Source organism: Nocardia sp. 852002-20019_SCH5090214 (assembly GCF_001665865.1).
Taxonomy (GTDB): domain Bacteria; phylum Actinomycetota; class Actinomycetes; order Mycobacteriales; family Mycobacteriaceae; genus Nocardia; species Nocardia nova.
Genome location: NZ_LZMK01000068.1, coordinates 1 through 14,286, shown reverse-complemented (window position 1 = coordinate 14,286; position 14,286 = coordinate 1). Strand labels below are relative to the sequence as shown.

General features: G+C 66.1%; 16 protein-coding genes and 2 pseudogenes. 13 read left to right on the top strand and 5 right to left on the bottom strand.

Translation table 11 applies throughout. From position 1 onward, the window contains the following. From A5780_RS07060 to A5780_RS38930, 4 genes and pseudogenes are all read left to right on the top strand, one after another. Window positions 1-595 (top strand): DUF5994 family protein (locus A5780_RS07060; RefSeq protein WP_231982872.1); only part of this gene is annotated, 595 nt, incomplete at its 5' end. Window positions 596-706: 111 nt separating this feature from the next. After that, entirely contained in the window at window positions 707-1,069 is a 363-nt protein-coding gene (locus tag A5780_RS07055) for a DUF5994 family protein (protein ID WP_231982871.1), read from the top strand. A 43-nt stretch (window positions 1,070-1,112) separates the two neighbouring features. Next, on the top strand, window positions 1,113-1,628 hold the full coding sequence (locus A5780_RS07050) for a DUF5994 family protein (protein ID WP_064908054.1): 516 nt from the start codon (window positions 1,113-1,115) through the stop codon (window positions 1,626-1,628). After that, window positions 1,604-2,105 (top strand): annotated as a pseudogene (locus A5780_RS38930) (hypothetical protein); the annotation flags it as partial. The gene A5780_RS07050 and the pseudogene A5780_RS38930, both read left to right, overlap by 25 nt. A 125-nt stretch (window positions 2,106-2,230) precedes the next feature. On the opposite strand, the gene A5780_RS07035 reads toward A5780_RS38930, so the two are convergent. From A5780_RS07035 to A5780_RS07025, 3 genes are all read right to left on the bottom strand, one after another. Beyond that, window positions 2,231-4,231 (bottom strand): APC family permease, encoded by a 2,001-nt coding sequence (locus A5780_RS07035; protein ID WP_064908051.1) that lies wholly within the window; start codon window positions 4,229-4,231, stop codon window positions 2,231-2,233. A gap of 346 nt (window positions 4,232-4,577) precedes the next feature. Continuing rightward, a complete protein-coding gene (locus A5780_RS07030; protein WP_064908050.1) occupies window positions 4,578-5,054 on the bottom strand; it encodes a DUF5994 family protein in 477 nt (158 codons plus the stop codon). Then, window positions 5,051-5,626, bottom strand: coding sequence for a DUF5994 family protein (locus A5780_RS07025; RefSeq protein ID WP_197521680.1), 576 nt, complete (start codon window positions 5,624-5,626; stop codon window positions 5,051-5,053). Before A5780_RS07025 ends, A5780_RS07030 begins: the two co-directional genes overlap by 4 nt. Window positions 5,627-6,150: 524 nt before the next feature. Here A5780_RS07025 and A5780_RS07015 point away from each other — a divergent pair. Beyond that, window positions 6,151-7,059 (top strand): phosphatidylinositol mannoside acyltransferase, encoded by a 909-nt coding sequence (locus tag A5780_RS07015; RefSeq protein ID WP_064908048.1) that lies wholly within the window; start codon window positions 6,151-6,153, stop codon window positions 7,057-7,059. A 173-nt stretch (window positions 7,060-7,232) separates the two neighbouring features. Then, entirely contained in the window at window positions 7,233-7,715 is a 483-nt protein-coding gene (locus A5780_RS42990) for a DUF5994 family protein (protein WP_064908047.1), read from the top strand. Window positions 7,716-7,877: 162 nt separating this feature from the next. Here the strand turns inward: A5780_RS42990 and A5780_RS07005 are convergent. Continuing rightward, window positions 7,878-8,285 (bottom strand): annotated as a pseudogene (locus A5780_RS07005) (slipin family protein); the annotation flags it as partial. Window positions 8,286-8,383: 98 nt separating this feature from the next. On the opposite strand from A5780_RS07005, the gene A5780_RS07000 reads away from it, so the two are divergent. Both A5780_RS07000 and A5780_RS06995 read left to right on the top strand, forming a co-directional pair. Next, window positions 8,384-8,794: a VOC family protein gene (locus A5780_RS07000; protein WP_342749152.1), complete on the top strand. Its 411-nt coding sequence runs from the start codon at window positions 8,384-8,386 to the stop codon at window positions 8,792-8,794. 808 nt (window positions 8,795-9,602) lie between these two features. Continuing rightward, window positions 9,603-11,222 (top strand): ice-binding family protein, encoded by a 1,620-nt coding sequence (locus tag A5780_RS06995; protein WP_064908045.1) that lies wholly within the window; start codon window positions 9,603-9,605, stop codon window positions 11,220-11,222. Window positions 11,223-11,366: 144 nt separating this feature from the next. Here the strand turns inward: A5780_RS06995 and A5780_RS42445 are convergent, their stop codons facing one another. Beyond that, window positions 11,367-11,492, bottom strand: coding sequence for a hypothetical protein (locus A5780_RS42445; protein WP_255407235.1), 126 nt, complete (start codon window positions 11,490-11,492; stop codon window positions 11,367-11,369). Between the two features lie 9 nt (window positions 11,493-11,501). On the opposite strand from A5780_RS42445, the gene A5780_RS41725 reads away from it, so the two are divergent. The 5 genes from A5780_RS41725 to A5780_RS06970 all read left to right on the top strand — a co-directional run bounded on the left by A5780_RS41725 (window position 11,502) and on the right by A5780_RS06970 (window position 14,111). Beyond that, on the top strand, window positions 11,502-11,768 hold the full coding sequence (locus A5780_RS41725; RefSeq protein ID WP_231982870.1) for an ANTAR domain-containing protein: 267 nt from the start codon (window positions 11,502-11,504) through the stop codon (window positions 11,766-11,768). Window positions 11,769-12,311: 543 nt separating this feature from the next. Beyond that, window positions 12,312-12,569, top strand: a complete 258-nt coding sequence (locus tag A5780_RS06985) for a hypothetical protein (protein WP_064908043.1) — start codon at window positions 12,312-12,314, stop codon at window positions 12,567-12,569. Further along, window positions 12,566-12,982 carry a hypothetical protein gene (locus A5780_RS40700; protein ID WP_082976320.1) on the top strand — a complete coding sequence of 139 codons (417 nt, stop codon included), beginning with the start codon at window positions 12,566-12,568 and terminating at the stop codon, window positions 12,980-12,982. Before A5780_RS06985 ends, A5780_RS40700 begins: the two co-directional genes overlap by 4 nt. 699 nt (window positions 12,983-13,681) lie before the next feature. Continuing rightward, complete coding sequence (locus A5780_RS06975) at window positions 13,682-13,861, top strand: hypothetical protein (protein WP_146102294.1); 180 nt, start codon at window positions 13,682-13,684, stop codon at window positions 13,859-13,861. After that, window positions 13,845-14,111, top strand: a complete 267-nt coding sequence (locus A5780_RS06970) for a tyrosine-type recombinase/integrase (RefSeq protein ID WP_064908041.1) — start codon at window positions 13,845-13,847, stop codon at window positions 14,109-14,111. The genes A5780_RS06975 and A5780_RS06970 overlap by 17 nt, the downstream gene beginning before the upstream one ends. The last annotated feature ends 175 nt before the right edge of the window (window positions 14,112-14,286 follow it).

The window sequence follows — 14,286 nt, the reverse complement described above, 5'->3', positions numbered from 1 at the left end:
TCCTGAGCTGTCGATGCGGAATCGGGCACAGGTCGAGTGCCGATTATTTCGGCCGCCACGCTCCATCTCGACGAGCAGAGGACCGGTCACCATGGCAATCGCTCACACATTCGCGCACAAGACCAAGGCCTTCCCAGAGGCAATCCGCCGCTATCTCGACCCCTTGCCCGAACACACCTCGAACGCCCCGGCTCAACCCTCGAACCGACTTCACGAACCTGCGGCCACCCACCATCCACCGCGACTGCGGCTGAAGCCGGAAGACCGCCATTCGGACTACATCGATGGCGCGTGGTGGCCCAGATCTACCGATCTCGCTACCGAGCTTCCAGAACTGTTGGCGGCCTTGGCAACTCGGCTGGGCCCGGTCGATCGGATCGTCTACGATCCGGACAGCTGGACCCCACCGCCACGGCACGTGACAGCGGCAGAACAATCGATCAGCCTCGAGCCGTACCGGTTCCAGTTGCGGAACACGATGTACGTCGTCGGCTCCAATTCCGCCGTCACGGTGCTACGCGTGATCCTTCCATCCACCGACAGGCGTACCGCCCACTCCGCGATGGTGGACGCCGTCACCCTGCTGCAGGAGTAGATCATGCCTCGCCTGCATGGACGACGCCCCATCATCAGCGGCTTCGAATCGGACACGCCCGCACACGACGAGCGGCAGCCTTTCCGAACACCCACGCGCACACCGCGTTTGATGCTACGTGGGCGAAGTGCCCCCCCTGGAAACGTCGACGGCGCCTGGTGGCCGTGGACCACGAACCTCACGTCCGAGCTACACGACCTGATCAGTGCGGTCACCCCACGCCTCGGGCCCACGATGCGCGTCGGCTTCGAATGGAACGCGACCAGCATCGCCCAGCGACGCGTCGACACCGGCGACCACGTCCGCATGCACGGCGCCCGCGACGGCCAGCCTCCCGACGTGATGCGCCTCTACGGAGCGCACGACACCACACTGGCACTGCTCGTCATCCCGGCCGACACGACACCCGAGGTCGCACGCGAACGCATGCGCCTCGCGGTGGCAGGACACCTCAGCCCGCCGCCCGGGCCCTGACACCGGGACGCGGCCGATACCCGAGCAAGGCAGGACCGTCGCTATGACACAGGACAACGACCGCACGCATCGGCAAAGCTCCGACCCGGTCGACGACCGAGTCCCGCGACTGCGGCTGAAACCGGACTCGGCGAAAACCGGCTACGTCGACGGGGCGTGGTGGCCGCGCAGTGACAATCTCATGAGCGAATTGCCAGCACTGCTGCCAACCGTGACAGGCCGGCTCGGCCGAGTCCGCCGGATCACCTACCGCCTCGGTGAGTGGGCGAGCGCGCCCAGCGATCTGGTCATCGAGGGGCTGGCCGTCCGCCTCGAGGGCCACCGCACCGGCACCGTCAACACGATCGAGATGCTGGGCACCCGCGACCGCCGACTGGTCCTGCTGGTGATCCCGCCCTATACCGACGACCATCGGGCCTTCGCCGCAATAGACGCCGCATCCGCCACCGGCGACGTCTCCACCGTGGACGACCTGTTGATGATCAGCCCCGGAGAACGACGAGATCGCACCACACGAGCGGAGGCCGTGCGCCGATGGAGCGCCGAGGACCAGCGTTGACCTCGAAGGCTCATGCACTCGATCTCGGCTACGCGGCCGGTTGGCAGTGGGTGCGTACCCTGCCGCAGCAGTGGGCGCTGGGCCTGTTCGGTCTCGCGGCCGATCGTGCGACCAGAGACGGTGGTCCGGTTCGGCTACGGCGCAACCTGTCCAGAGTGCTGGCCACCACTCCCTCGCAGGTGCCGGACGACCTCGTGCACGCGAGCATGCGCTCCTAGGCACGCATGCCCGCCGGTCCGGCCCGGCCTGGCGATCGATGTCGGCGCACCGCTGCTGCCGGTGCATTGCTGGTTCACTCCGGCCGGCTGGGGATTTCACGTCGACGCACCGATCGACACCACCGGCGGAACACAGCAGACCACTCAGGCCCTCGCCGACCGGTTCGCCGCCGGAATCGCTGCCCACCCCGCCGACTGGCAGATGCCGCAACCGCTGACCATAGGATCGGTATCTTGGATCGGGATGTCGCGGTTCGGCCAGTCCGTCCACGTTTCGGCATCCGGTGTGATGGCGGCCAGTGAAATCGACCCGACTCCTATGTCCGTCCCGGCCGGTGTCGGAGACTTCGATAGAGTCGTGTGTGAAGGTCACTGCGCGGGTGGTTATTTGGTGCGGCGTCGGGTGTCGAGATAGCTTTCGCCGCTGTGGTGGGCGTGGGCCAGCTGTTTGGCCGGGAGGTCGACGTCGAACGGGACAATGGTCGCCGCGGCGTTGGGGATTCTGCTGACCACTGCGGCGATGTGGTCGGCCGTGTGGTCGTGCAGCAAACGTCCGACGAGTGGGCCATAGGTGCGGCGGGGGAGCACGATGGTGACCTCGGTACCACGATCGGAGGCCGAAGCGGCCGTCAGTTGCAGCGCGGTGTGGGGCACGCGGCGGTCGGGACACGGGTGTAGCTCGAGTTCTATGTCGCCGTGCTCGACGGTATTCCAGCTGTCCGCCAGCCGCTGCGCGTGCGTGCTGTCGAGTACGAAATGTATGGCCCGCAACGTGTCCGGCTTCATGCCGCGCGCGTAGCGCAGTGCTCGTAGGGTGGCGAGATCGAGGTTGTCGACGAACAGCAGTACATGGTGGTGCTCGTAGGCAGGCTGGGCGCCGAAGACCGGCGCGAGGACCGCCAATGCGGCGTCCTCCTCCCGGTAACGGCGGTTGAGCCGAATGAGAGCTACGACAAGGATCGGAAACAGAACGACCACGAGCCAGGCACCTTCGGTGAATTTCACGACCGCGAAGATCGCGACCACGACCAGCGACATGGCACCGCCGGTAGCGTTGACAGCGAGTCTTCGCCGCCAGGCTTGCTCCCGGTGGGTGTGGTGATATCTGGCCATGCCGAAGCCGGCCATGGTGAATCCGGTGAACACCCCGATGGCGTAGAACGGCACCAGTGCATTGACCTTCGCGCCGGTGACCAGCAGCAGCGCCACCGAGGTCACGGCCAGCACGATGATGCCGTTGGAGAACCCCAGCCGATGGCCGCGCTTGGTCAGCTGGCGCGGCAGGAACGAATCACCCGCCACAAAGCTTGCCAGGAACGGGAATCCGTTGAAGCTGGTGTTGGCACCGGTGTAGAGAATCAGCGCGGACGCTGCCTGGACAACGATATAGAGGACGGTGCCGACTATGCCGTGCCCGAAGACGGCTCGCGCCTCCTGCGAGATCACGGAGGGGTAGCCGCTCAGGTGCGGGGCAGCGTGGGTGAGGTGGGCAAGCCATGACACCCCGGCGACGAGGAACCCGAGGATGGCGGCCATCGTGACCAGGACCGTGCGGGCGTTGCGCCCTGTGGGTTCGCGAAAAGAGCTGACTCCGTTGGAGATTGCTTCAAGGCCCGTCAGTGAGGATCCGCCGTTGGCGAAGGATCGCAGCAAGGTCAGCACCACCATCCCGAAGGCCAAGCCGGAGACTTGATGGACCGGCACGGTCCCGGCAGTCGATGCCGGGTCGTAGACGGTGATGCCGCCGAGTAGCGGCCGCACGACGCCGACCACGATCATCGTCGTGATGGCTCCGATGAAGAAGTACGTCGGGAAAGCGAAGGCGCGCCCGGCTTCTCGCAAACCGCGCAGATTGCCGTAAGCGATCAACCCGACGACGCCGACTGTGATTTCCACGCTGTAGGGTCCCAACGCGGGAACGGCCGAGACGACCGCGACGGTGCCGGCAGCGGCCTGGACCGCGACGGTCACGACATAGTCGATCAGCAACGCGACCGCCGCGATCTGAGCGACCCGGGGACCGAAATTCTCCCGGGCGACCACGTACGAACCGCCGGCCTTGGTATAGACCTGCACGATCTCGCGATAGGACAAGGTCATCAACAACAAGATGACCAGCACGACCCCGGTGATCGGCAGCACGATGGTGAACGACAGTAGACCGAAGATCGGGAGCAACTCCAGCAGCATTTCCTCGGTGCCGTAGGCGGAGGACGACACACAATCCGGTGACAGCACACCGAGCGCTATCGGCTTGGACAGGCGTTGACCGGCCAACTCGTCGGTTACCAGCGGCGCTCCCAGCAACCGGCGCTTCAGCCGATATCCCCACGACTCTCGAACCGTCATCGCGCCTGGATCGGAGGCTTCGGCGGAGTCGTCCATAGGTCAATCCTCGCCTCGGCCCGGGGCATCCGAGCGCGGAAACGCCGAACAGCCGGTGCCGGTCAGGCTTTGCCGTGACGCGGGTCTACAGATTTCGGGGCTGGTCGGCGCCGGCGGTGCGAATCGGCCATTGTCCGTGCCGCCCGAGCCGGAGTTCGGCCCACCAGCGGGTGACCGGGCCATCGTCAGGGTGGCGCGGAATTTGAATCTGAGCGGGTGCTGCCGGGCCGGGGTCGCTGCCGCTGGGTGCGGGCCACAGGGATATGCGTTTGCGATGCTGGGGCGGTTCCGTCCGGCGAGGTTCGCTACGAAAACCGGTGGTTGGGCAGTGGCATGGAGTGGTTCGTCATCGTGGTTGTTCCGCGGCGTTGTTCACGGTCTTGCGGAACTGTGCTTCGGCGTGGGCGGGGAAGGTGGCGGGGTCGATCACCAGCAATCGAAGGCGCCTGTCGTGCGGACCGAAGACGTACATCAGTCCGGGCGGTTGTCCTGGGAGCGGTCCGGTGACCTCGATCCCGTCCGGAGGATCGATTCCGCGCTGGGACCGGCTCAGCGAATTCCAATCGAAGGTGATGCGCGTGGTGGCGCCCAGTCGCGTGGTCAGAGCGGCGACCAGGTCGTGCAGTTCGGTGGTGAGGTTGTCGGTTCTGGGCCACCAGGCACCGTCCACGCCCGCGGATTCCTCATCACGGTCGCGTAGCAGCAGCCGCGGCGTGCGGGTCGGCGTGTCGAATGGTTGGCCGCCGCCCCCGGTGTGCTGGGGTCGTCCCGCACCACGGCCGCCAGTGCCGCGGCTCTCCTTCGGCGGCGGGTTCTGTGTCATCTCGAACCTCCCGCCACCGCGATAGACGTATCTCGGTCTTGCGGGGCCACGGGCGCATTGTGTCCGCCTTCGTCGTCCCAGCGGCACAACGCAACCCGGTTCTGGGTGTTCTCGAGGCTGCGGCTGGTACCGGCGGCCACGAGTTCGTCGGCGGTGAACTCGCTGCCCGGTCGAGCTGCGGCCGTGAGTAACGCCTGGGCTGCCGCGGCCTCGGTTCCTGCCGGGATCACCAGCAGGACGAGGCGGGTGCCGTCGAGTCCAAGGACACAGAGCATGTGCGCGGGCAGATGCCGGTAACCGTCCAGGCGTACCGAACGCTTCCCGAGCACCGCGCGCTTGGGCGCCGGGTCCCAGGCGTCGATGTTGTACATGATTCGTTCCACCCCACCTGCCCGCCGGCCCAAAAGCGCCTCGAGACCGGCCATTTCGGCGACGAGGTCGGTCGTGTGGGGCCACCAGGCCCCGCCCACCACCCCGGGCCTGGGCGCTTGCGGTGACCGCGGCGAGGGGCCGCCGCGGAGGGAAAAGCGTGCCGAGCGGTCCAGCGGGATCGGCTCGTGTTGTAGCGTCATCGCGACGCTCCTGACCGGGACCGCATTGTGGTCCCTGTTCATTCGCCGAGCGACGACGAGACTGTAGATATCTCGTACGAAAAGCCCCCGACACTTCGAGCCTACCCGCGATGAACCCAACCGGGCCGCCTCGTTCGTCGACGATGAACCTTCGGGCATCACAGTGAGCCCATACCTGAAGCAGAATCGCTCGTCGGCGAGTCGAGCCTGGACAGCGCGCACTAGCCGGCGTTCACTGGGGAAGTACACCTCCCGGCGTTGGGGGACATCATGATCATCATTTTCCGGCTGGCCGAGTTGACCCCCGCTATCCGGCGCGCCGGTAGCCCGGCCCGCCGCGACACCATTGCCCGGGCCGGACGACCTCCGCGCGGTACCGATAAACCGCCGCCGCCCGAACACAGCGAATTCCGTTCCGGAGACCATCGGGACGCCGGCGCGACCGCGTGGCACACCCCGGCCGCTGCATATTTCCCCGGAGCCTGCGGCGACGAAATCGTGACTTCCTCGGTCGGTGGTGGCCGATGTCCGTGACGGAGCGTGCGTGGGATCTCGGGTACGCGGCCGGCTGGCAGCTGGTGCGGACCTTGCCGGAACGGTGGGCGATGCGATCGTTCGAGGCCGCCGCCGCCGACCGCGCCGCCCGCGGCGGAGGACCGATTCAGTTGCGGCGCAACCTGGCCAGGGTGCTGGCCACCACCCCGGCGCAGGTGCCCGACGAACTCGTGCGCGCGAGCCTGCGCTCCTACGCGCGCTACTGGTGCGAAGCGTTCCGGCTGCCATCGATGGATCCGGCGCGGTTGGCCGAGCGTATCGACTCCGCGGCTACCGGGCTCGAACATATCCACGAGGCGGCCGAGCGCGGGCGTGGAGCGGTGCTGGCGCTACCGCACAGCGGCAACTGGGAGGTGGCCGGCGTCTGGCTCGTTCAGCGGATCGGTTCCCCGACGACTGTCGCCGAGCGGCTGAAACCGGAGTCGCTGTACCGGCGCTTCGTCCGGTTTCGCGAGCGCCTCGGATTCGAGATCGTCCCACTCAACGGCGGCGCTACCCCACCCTTCCAGCATCTGACCACGCGGCTACGGCAGGGACGCATGGTCGGGCTCCTCGGCGAACGCGACCTGTCCGGCACGGGAGCGCCGGTCACCTTCTTCGGTGAACCGGCACACATGCCGGTCGGTCCGGCTCGGCTGGCGATCGACACCGGTGCCCCGCTGCTACCGGTGCATTGCTGGTTCACCCCCGACGGCTGGGGCTTCGATGTCGGCGCACCCATCGACACCGCCGGCGGTCTGCGGCCTACCACGCAGGCATTGGCCGACCGGTTCGCAGCGGCGATCGCCGCCCATCCCGCCGACTGGCACATGCTGCAACCGGTCTGGGACGCCGACCAGCTCCCGCGTGAGCGGGCTCGTAGCGTTCCACATCCCTGAGCCGGCCCGGCCGGCCATCACCACCCGCACCGGTCCACTGTCTACCCACGTCCGCGGCCACCTGCGGGCGTAAACTAAGTTTTATCCGGCGGCATCACGCGCGCTGATCAGCAGAGATCGCGCCGTTCCCGGATTCGGATCCGGCCTCTCCCGGGCCTGGACAGGAGCGTCCGATGACGCTGTCACCGCTGCATACGCCTTCGGCACCGCCGCGCGCACCCACCGGCACGCCGAGATTCCTTCTCGGTGGGGACCCCGGTGGCTACATCGAGGCCACGTGGTGGCCTCTATCGGGCAGCCTCGTTACCGAGCTTCCCGAGCTGATCACCGCGCTCCAGCTGCGGACCGGGCCGATATGGCGAGTGGTCTACGATCCGACCGCCTGGTCACCCGCCGAGGGGCGGCTGCGCATCGACGATCGGGTCATACGACTCGATCCGTATCCTTTCGAGCTCTTCGGCACCTTGTACGCGTACGGAACCAACGGCACCGTCATCGTGCTACGAGTCATCCCCTCGCGCACCGGCACAGACTCGGCACTGAGAGCAACCGGCGAGCCCACTCGATCCGTGGCACCATCCGCGACGGATAAGGACCACGCCCCAGGGCGGCCCATTACCAACCATGCCGCGATGGGTGCCCCCACCGTCCGATAACCCGGCTCGGCCGGCGTCACAGAGGCGGTCAGCACAGGTTCGGGTGACCGCCGAGACGGGCGCTCGCGATCATCACGATGACCGTGCGAAGACGTCGAGCACGGCCGAGCGGTAGTCCTGCGAGACCGGATCCTCGGCCAGTCGTTCGACCTGCGCGGTGGACTACACGGCGGTCTGATCCCCGGCTGGTCGAGGATCACCGGAATTCGGTGCGGAACCGGTCGGCGCGGGACGGCCGGACTCCGGATCGGTGGACGCGGTGGTCATCGATGCGGAGGCGGCCGATTCGCGGGCGAGGAAGGCGCCGAGTTCGCCGATCGCGCTCATCAGTGGTGCCGGGAACACGACAGTGGTGTTCTTGTCCACGCCGAGGTCGACAAGGGTCTGCAGGTTGCGCAGTTGCAGCGCCAACGGGTGCGCCATCATCGTGTCCGAAGCGTCGCCGAGTGCGGCGGCAGCCATCGATTCGCCCTCGGCAGCAATGATTTTCGCGCGCTTCTCCCGCTCGGCTTCGGCCTGGCGGGCCATCGCCCGTTTCATGCTCTCGGGCAGTTGGATGTCCTTCAACTCGGTTGTCAACGCCACGAAATTAATTGGGCACCGGCTGAACCTGACACGGCGTAGCGTGAAGGTCTGGGCACAGTACTTCTCGAAAGAGGGGAACGGATGTGGGTAAGTCGACACGCATCGCCTCCTGCTTGATGCGAGTGTCCGACCTCGAGCGTTCCGCGGACTTCTATTGCGACGTGTTCCGGTGCAACGTCGCGATTCACGAACCGGACGCGGCTCTTCTGTTGACGCCGGACGGCTTCCAGCTCTACCTGCGTACGCGCGAGGCGAGCTACACACGCGATATCAATGCCGTGGGCGTCGAGCAGATCATCTGGTCCGCGGGCAGCGAGCAAGAACTGCGACAGATCGAACAACGTCTGCGCGGCCACGATCCCCGCATTTACACCAATACCCTGCACGGAATCTCCTTCGTCGACGGCGTCGATCCCGACGGCATTCGCGTGCTGATCACCTACCCGACTCCCGAACAACTTCCTCGCGAGGTCATCGACCGCCGATTCCGGTAGCCCGACACTGTGTCCGGCTTCGTCGTCCCAGCGGCGCAACGCCGCCTGGTTCTTGGGTCGGCCGGGGGCAACGCCCTCAACGACGGCGTCTTCTGACCGTTTCCAATCCGTACACCGCGCCGGGGTCCTCCTCACCGGGACGCGTTGACCGGTCGATCAGATCATCTTTGTCGATCCCCTCCTCACACGGCAAACTCCACCGGCCATCGTCAGCTACCAGTCGGTGACGCTTCATATTTCACAGGAAACGACTCTTACCGGCACGTGATTCCTATCGCCGATCCGGGCTGCGGTCGGTCGTGTATGTCAACACCCTGGCGGTGGCGAGTCCTCGCTCGCAGCTGGCGCCGATGACCGAGCGGGCCGACAGGGGCGATGGACCACGTTTCTTCCCCGCTGCGCTCAGCTGGCGCGTTCGGCACCCCCATCGGTGTCCAGGGCATCCGGACACCCGACCGCGGACTTCCGCCACGCGAGCACGACATGCCAATCCGGCACCGCCGCAGGCGATGTCAATGGTGCCGACCATGATCGGAACCACCCCGCCCGACCGACATCGGAATTCGCGAACGAAGCCGGGCGCCCGAGCCGGACGGCGGCGCCGGCCGAAGCGGGGAAGCAAAGATCACTGCTGGTGTCCAGCTTCCGAACAGCTACCCGCTGAACGGAAACCGGACTGAAACCGGACCAACGAGGCATTGCCGAGGTGCCGTCGCTGGGCGGTAACTGGTATCAGCGGCGTCATCCAGCTGAGTCGGTGTCGCTGCGTAAGAACCCTTTTCACTGCTTCCCTCATTAAGGCAAGAAAATGTCACCTGTTATCACCTCGCTGAATCCCTCTTTCGGTCCTCCGGCGGGTCTCAACTCCGTCATCATCACCGGTTCCGGCTTCGCCAACGTCGGTCCGCTGTCTGTTCGGTTCGGCACCACGGCAACGACATTCACCATCAACTCCGATACCCAGATCACGGCCATCGTCCCGCCGGGGACCGGCACGGTGAACGTCACCGTACAGGCGTTGCTGGACGGCACGAGCAACCCGCTGCCCTACACCTATGGCGGTGCGCTTCCTACGTTGACCAGCATCATCCCGGCGTCGGGGTCGGCGGCCGGTGGGACGACGGTCGTGCTCACCGGGACGCATCTGACCGGAGCCACCGCGGTGAATTTCGGTGGGACACCGGCAACCTCGTTCACGGTCAACTCCGACACCCAGATCACCGCGGTGGCCCCGGCCCATACGGCGGGGACAGTGCAGGTCACCGTCACCACCCCTGGCGGTACGAGCAACGGAGTCTCGTTCACCTATATCGCGGTGCCGACGCTTACCAGCGTTACTCCGAGCTCGGGTCCGCCGAGTGGGGGGACGGTGGTTGTGCTCACCGGCACGGGCTTGACCGGAGCCACCGCGGTGAGTTTCGGTGGGACGCCGGCGACTCTGTTCACTGTCAATTCCGACACTCAGATCACGGTTCTGACCCCGGCCCATTCGGCGGGGACAGTGCAGGTCACCGTCACCACCCCTGGCGGTACGAGCAACGGAGTCTCGTTCACCTATATCGCGGTGCCGACGCTTACCAGCGTTACTCCGAGCTCGGGTCCGCCGAGTGGGGGGACGGTGGTCGTGCTCACCGGCACGGGCCTGACCGGAGCCACCGCGGTGAGTTTCGGTGGGACACCGGCGACTCTGTTCACTGTCAACTCCGACACTCAGATCACCGTTCTGACCCCGGCCCATTCGGCGGGGACAGTGCAGGTCACCGTCACCACCCCTGGCGGGACCAGCAACGGAGTCACCTACACCTACGTGTCGGGTCTGGCGCCGGTCAATCTGGGTACGGCATCGACGTTCGCGGTGCTGGGTGCCTCGACAGTCACCAACGCCGGAGCCACGGCCATCACCGGGAACCTGGGTGTCAGTCCGGGCACCGCAGTGACCGGGTTCCCGCCGGGAACGGTGACCGGCGGAGCGATCCATGCCGGGGACGCGGTCGCGGCGCAGGCACACACCGATTTGCAGGCCGCCTACCTCGATGCGGCGGGCCGCACGCCCACCGCTTTCGTGACCGCTGATCTCGCGGGTCAAACCCTGACCTCCGGGGTGTACAAGGCAACCGGCGGGATCGGTCTCAACGGCACCGTCACCCTGGACGGGCAAGGCAATCCGAATGCGGTGTTCATCTTCCAGGCCGGGTCGACGCTGATCACGGGCGCGAACAGTGTGGTGAGCCTCATCAACGGAGCCACCGCGCACAATGTGTTCTGGCAAGTCGGTAGCTCGGCCACGCTGGGTGCCAACACCAACTTCGCCGGCAACATCTTGACCTTCACCTCGGACACGGTGACAACCGGCACCACCGTGAACGGGAGCGTCCTGGCCCTCAACGGCGCGGTCACCCTCGACACCAACACCATCACGGCCGCCTGAGCCGACTCACCGAAAGGATCTCAACCCCTGTCCGCGCGCCTTCGGCGCGCGGACAGGGGCGTTCAAGGGCGTCGCGCGCCTCGGGCACGGTGGGCCAGTCCGCCTCGCCCGCGGTGACTGCGATATCTCTGCCCCCATACCGATCTACTGCTGTCGCACAAACATGCCGACGACCGCGACGATGTCGCCGCCCGCATCACTCATGTGGTCGATACGGGTGAATCGTTTTCCAGCCGGCACCGATTCCTCGACACCGCCGGGGTCGAGCACTCGGTGATGATGGTCGCCGACCGCATCCACGACGACGCAGGCGCCGTGGTCGGGACCACGGGTTTCCACATCGATCCGGCCGAGACCCTCGCCGAAAGCGAACGTGAAACCCTGCCGGCCGCCCTGCCCGACATCATCGAACACCGCGCCGTGATCGAGCAGGCAAAAGGGGTGCTCATGCGCATGTACCGCATCGACGCCGGGCAAGCGTTCAAAGTCCTGACGTGGCGTTCGCAGGAAACCAACACCCGGATTCGTGACCTCGCCGCCTGCTGATCGGCAAACGCCTCACGCCAGCAACGCGACATTCACCGCGACGCCGACTGGTGGCCGTTCATGTAGCCAACACCGCGGGCGCCACCGTCATCACTGGTATGCCGGCTCCTTGACGGTTCAGATCTCTGTCTCGCGGAGACGGTCGGTGCGGTGTGACATTCGCTGGGTGCGGGTTTTCGGCCCACGCCGCGGCTTCTCATTCGTCGGCGGCAGCGTCTTCCTCCCGCTGCTCGCGGACAGCCGTTTCCCTGGCCCCGTTTCCGACGGTCATCGCCATGAGGTCGGCGACCGTTTCGCGTCCTTCATCGGGCGCGGGGTGTACGTGTGCCTACGCTGTTCGTCAACGCTGTAGACATACGTTGTAGGAGTGGCCTACGCTGGAGTTGTCCGGCCACCCTCGGCCGGATGAGAACCGAGGTTGTGAACGATGGCACCTACCGACTCCGCGCCCCCTGTTCATCCGATTGCAGTCGATATCGCGGCGCGCGGGCATGAACTCGACGAGATTCGCCGCGACGTCCGGAACCAGCGCGGCATACGCGCATGATCATCGTTACCTTGCTCGCCGGCATGGCGATCGGAGCGGTCGCGATGGCCCTGGTCGATCGCCGATCCGGTGTCTACCCCTATGCCCGGGGAGCCCGTCCCGGCCTCCGTCACCACGATTCGGCGGCCGACCGCGACCTGCGCGAAAACGCCGGTGGCTCGCGGCATATCCGCACTCACCCCAGCTGGCGAGACCGGCTCGAGCAACCGCGCCCAACCAGCGGGGAAGTAAACCGAACCGAGGAATTGCCGTGATCGTCATCATCGGACTCGTCATCCTGGTCGCCGCCGTAATCATCGGCGTCATAGGAGTATTCGCCAACAGCGGCAACAGCCACCTCCTGACCGACAACTTCGCGGTGTTCGGCTATCACGTCACCGGATCGACCGGGGTGCTGTTCCTTTACGGCATGGTTCTCGGCGCCATCGCGGTCGCCGGATTGGCCCTGCTACTCGCCGGCACCCGCCGCACTGCCCGCCGTGGACGCGCCGCCCGCCACGAACTCGAGTCGGCCCGACGGGAGACCCCGGTCTACTACAGTCACACCGGCACCACCAGCGTCACATCCGAACCTTCCGAGGTCGCCGAACACGACACCGGAAGCCGGACCCCGCCCCACCGGCACGGTAGGGGAAGACTGTTCGGGCGCAGGTCGATAGCGCACTGATCGCCGGTGCGTCAGAGTTCGTATGTTTCAAAAACCCGGTCTACCTGCACCTTCACGGTTCAGGTAGACCGGACTCGAACCGGCACTGCGCGGACTGGGGAACCCTACGGTCGGGATCCTGGAGCACGAGGTCGGTTTCGGAGCCTTCGAAGATGAGGTGGCAGTCGTGTGGTTGTCGATGCCGGAACGTTGTCGGATTGCCGAAAACTGTTGTGCCGCAGAGCGTCATAGTTGATGGATGGGGGATCTCGAAGAGCGTCATCGATGCGGACCGGTCGTAATGTGCTGTCGGGGTGTTTCGTTGCGTCGTCCGCAAGGACGCGTCGAGTGCCAGCCCTGTCCGAGAATCGCAGCTGGCGAAGAATGTCGAAGCCAAAGGCCGCACTGGTGGTGCCCGCGACATCGCGATCGAGGTGCTGCGGTTCATGCTCTCGGCGGTGCGTACCTCGCGGCTGCCGTGCCCGCGCAAGCTGTCTCGCGCGGAACGAAATCGCGGGACTCCGGTGCGCTCCTACACAAGCGCCGACGGTGGCGGACTACTGCGCGAGCACCGACCTGGCCGACTGGGTAATCCTGCTCGCGGCCTGCGCTGGAGCCAAACTTTGGGTCTGCTCTGGTCGGATATCGATCTCGACGGCGGCTGCACGCTGCGTGTCGGCGGCAAGGTTGTCCGCGTGAAGGGGCCAAGGGGTGGTGCGAGTGGACAAGGACGATGATCCGAAGAACGGCCGCGGAGTGATCGCCTTGCCGGAGTTCGCGGTGGAGATGTTGCGCGGCCGCAAGGTCGCACTGGCAGCACGCCTGCTCGCGTCACCACCGGATCCGAATGGGACGGTCTTAAATTTGGTCTTCCCGTCGACGGGTGTGGACGTTGCGTGATCCGCAGAATGTCGGCCACGAGTGGCAGCGGGTCCGCGATGCCCTGGGCATCCCGGAGGACGTCACCGCCCACAGCTTTCGCGGCGCGGTCGCCGCGATCCTCGACGACGCGGGTCTGTCGGCACGAGTCACCGCCGACGTTTTGATGCACGTCGACCCGGCCATGACTCAACGCCACTACATGGCCGGAGGCCGAGTCCACCGGGCAGCTGCCGATGCGCTGGATCGAGCTGTCAGCGGACAGTTCTGACGCACCACGCATAGTGAATTAGTTGGGACTTTGTTGGAAGACCCGACCAACGAGGTAGGTCTTCGGGCGGAGGAAACCCGCCCTGACCTGCGATCGAAGTGGAGCTAAGGGGAATCGAACCCCTGACCTTCTCGATGACGGTGGGGTGGACTACTTCGGGCAACTGTGGACTGTC

What these genes read in the sequence shown, in the direction of transcription:
- A5780_RS06995 (WP_064908045.1), top strand. Translation starts at nt 9,603, where the DNA reads ATGTCACCTGTTATCACCTCGCTGAATCCCTCTTTCGGTCCTCCGGCG.
- A5780_RS06985 (WP_064908043.1), top strand. Translation starts at nt 12,312, where the DNA reads ATGATCATCGTTACCTTGCTCGCCGGCATGGCGATCGGAGCGGTCGCG.
- A5780_RS41725 (WP_231982870.1), top strand. Translation starts at nt 11,502, where the DNA reads ATGGTCGCCGACCGCATCCACGACGACGCAGGCGCCGTGGTCGGGACC.
- A5780_RS42990 (WP_064908047.1), top strand. Translation starts at nt 7,233, where the DNA reads ATGACGCTGTCACCGCTGCATACGCCTTCGGCACCGCCGCGCGCACCC.
- A5780_RS07025 (WP_197521680.1), bottom strand. Translation starts at nt 5,626, where the DNA reads ATGACGCTACAACACGAGCCGATCCCGCTGGACCGCTCGGCACGCTTT.
- A5780_RS07050 (WP_064908054.1), top strand. Translation starts at nt 1,113, where the DNA reads ATGACACAGGACAACGACCGCACGCATCGGCAAAGCTCCGACCCGGTC.
- A5780_RS07055 (WP_231982871.1), top strand. Translation starts at nt 707, where the DNA reads ATGCTACGTGGGCGAAGTGCCCCCCCTGGAAACGTCGACGGCGCCTGG.
- A5780_RS07030 (WP_064908050.1), bottom strand. Translation starts at nt 5,054, where the DNA reads ATGACACAGAACCCGCCGCCGAAGGAGAGCCGCGGCACTGGCGGCCGT.
- A5780_RS07015 (WP_064908048.1), top strand. Translation starts at nt 6,151, where the DNA reads ATGTCCGTGACGGAGCGTGCGTGGGATCTCGGGTACGCGGCCGGCTGG.
- A5780_RS07035 (WP_064908051.1), bottom strand. Translation starts at nt 4,231, where the DNA reads ATGGACGACTCCGCCGAAGCCTCCGATCCAGGCGCGATGACGGTTCGA.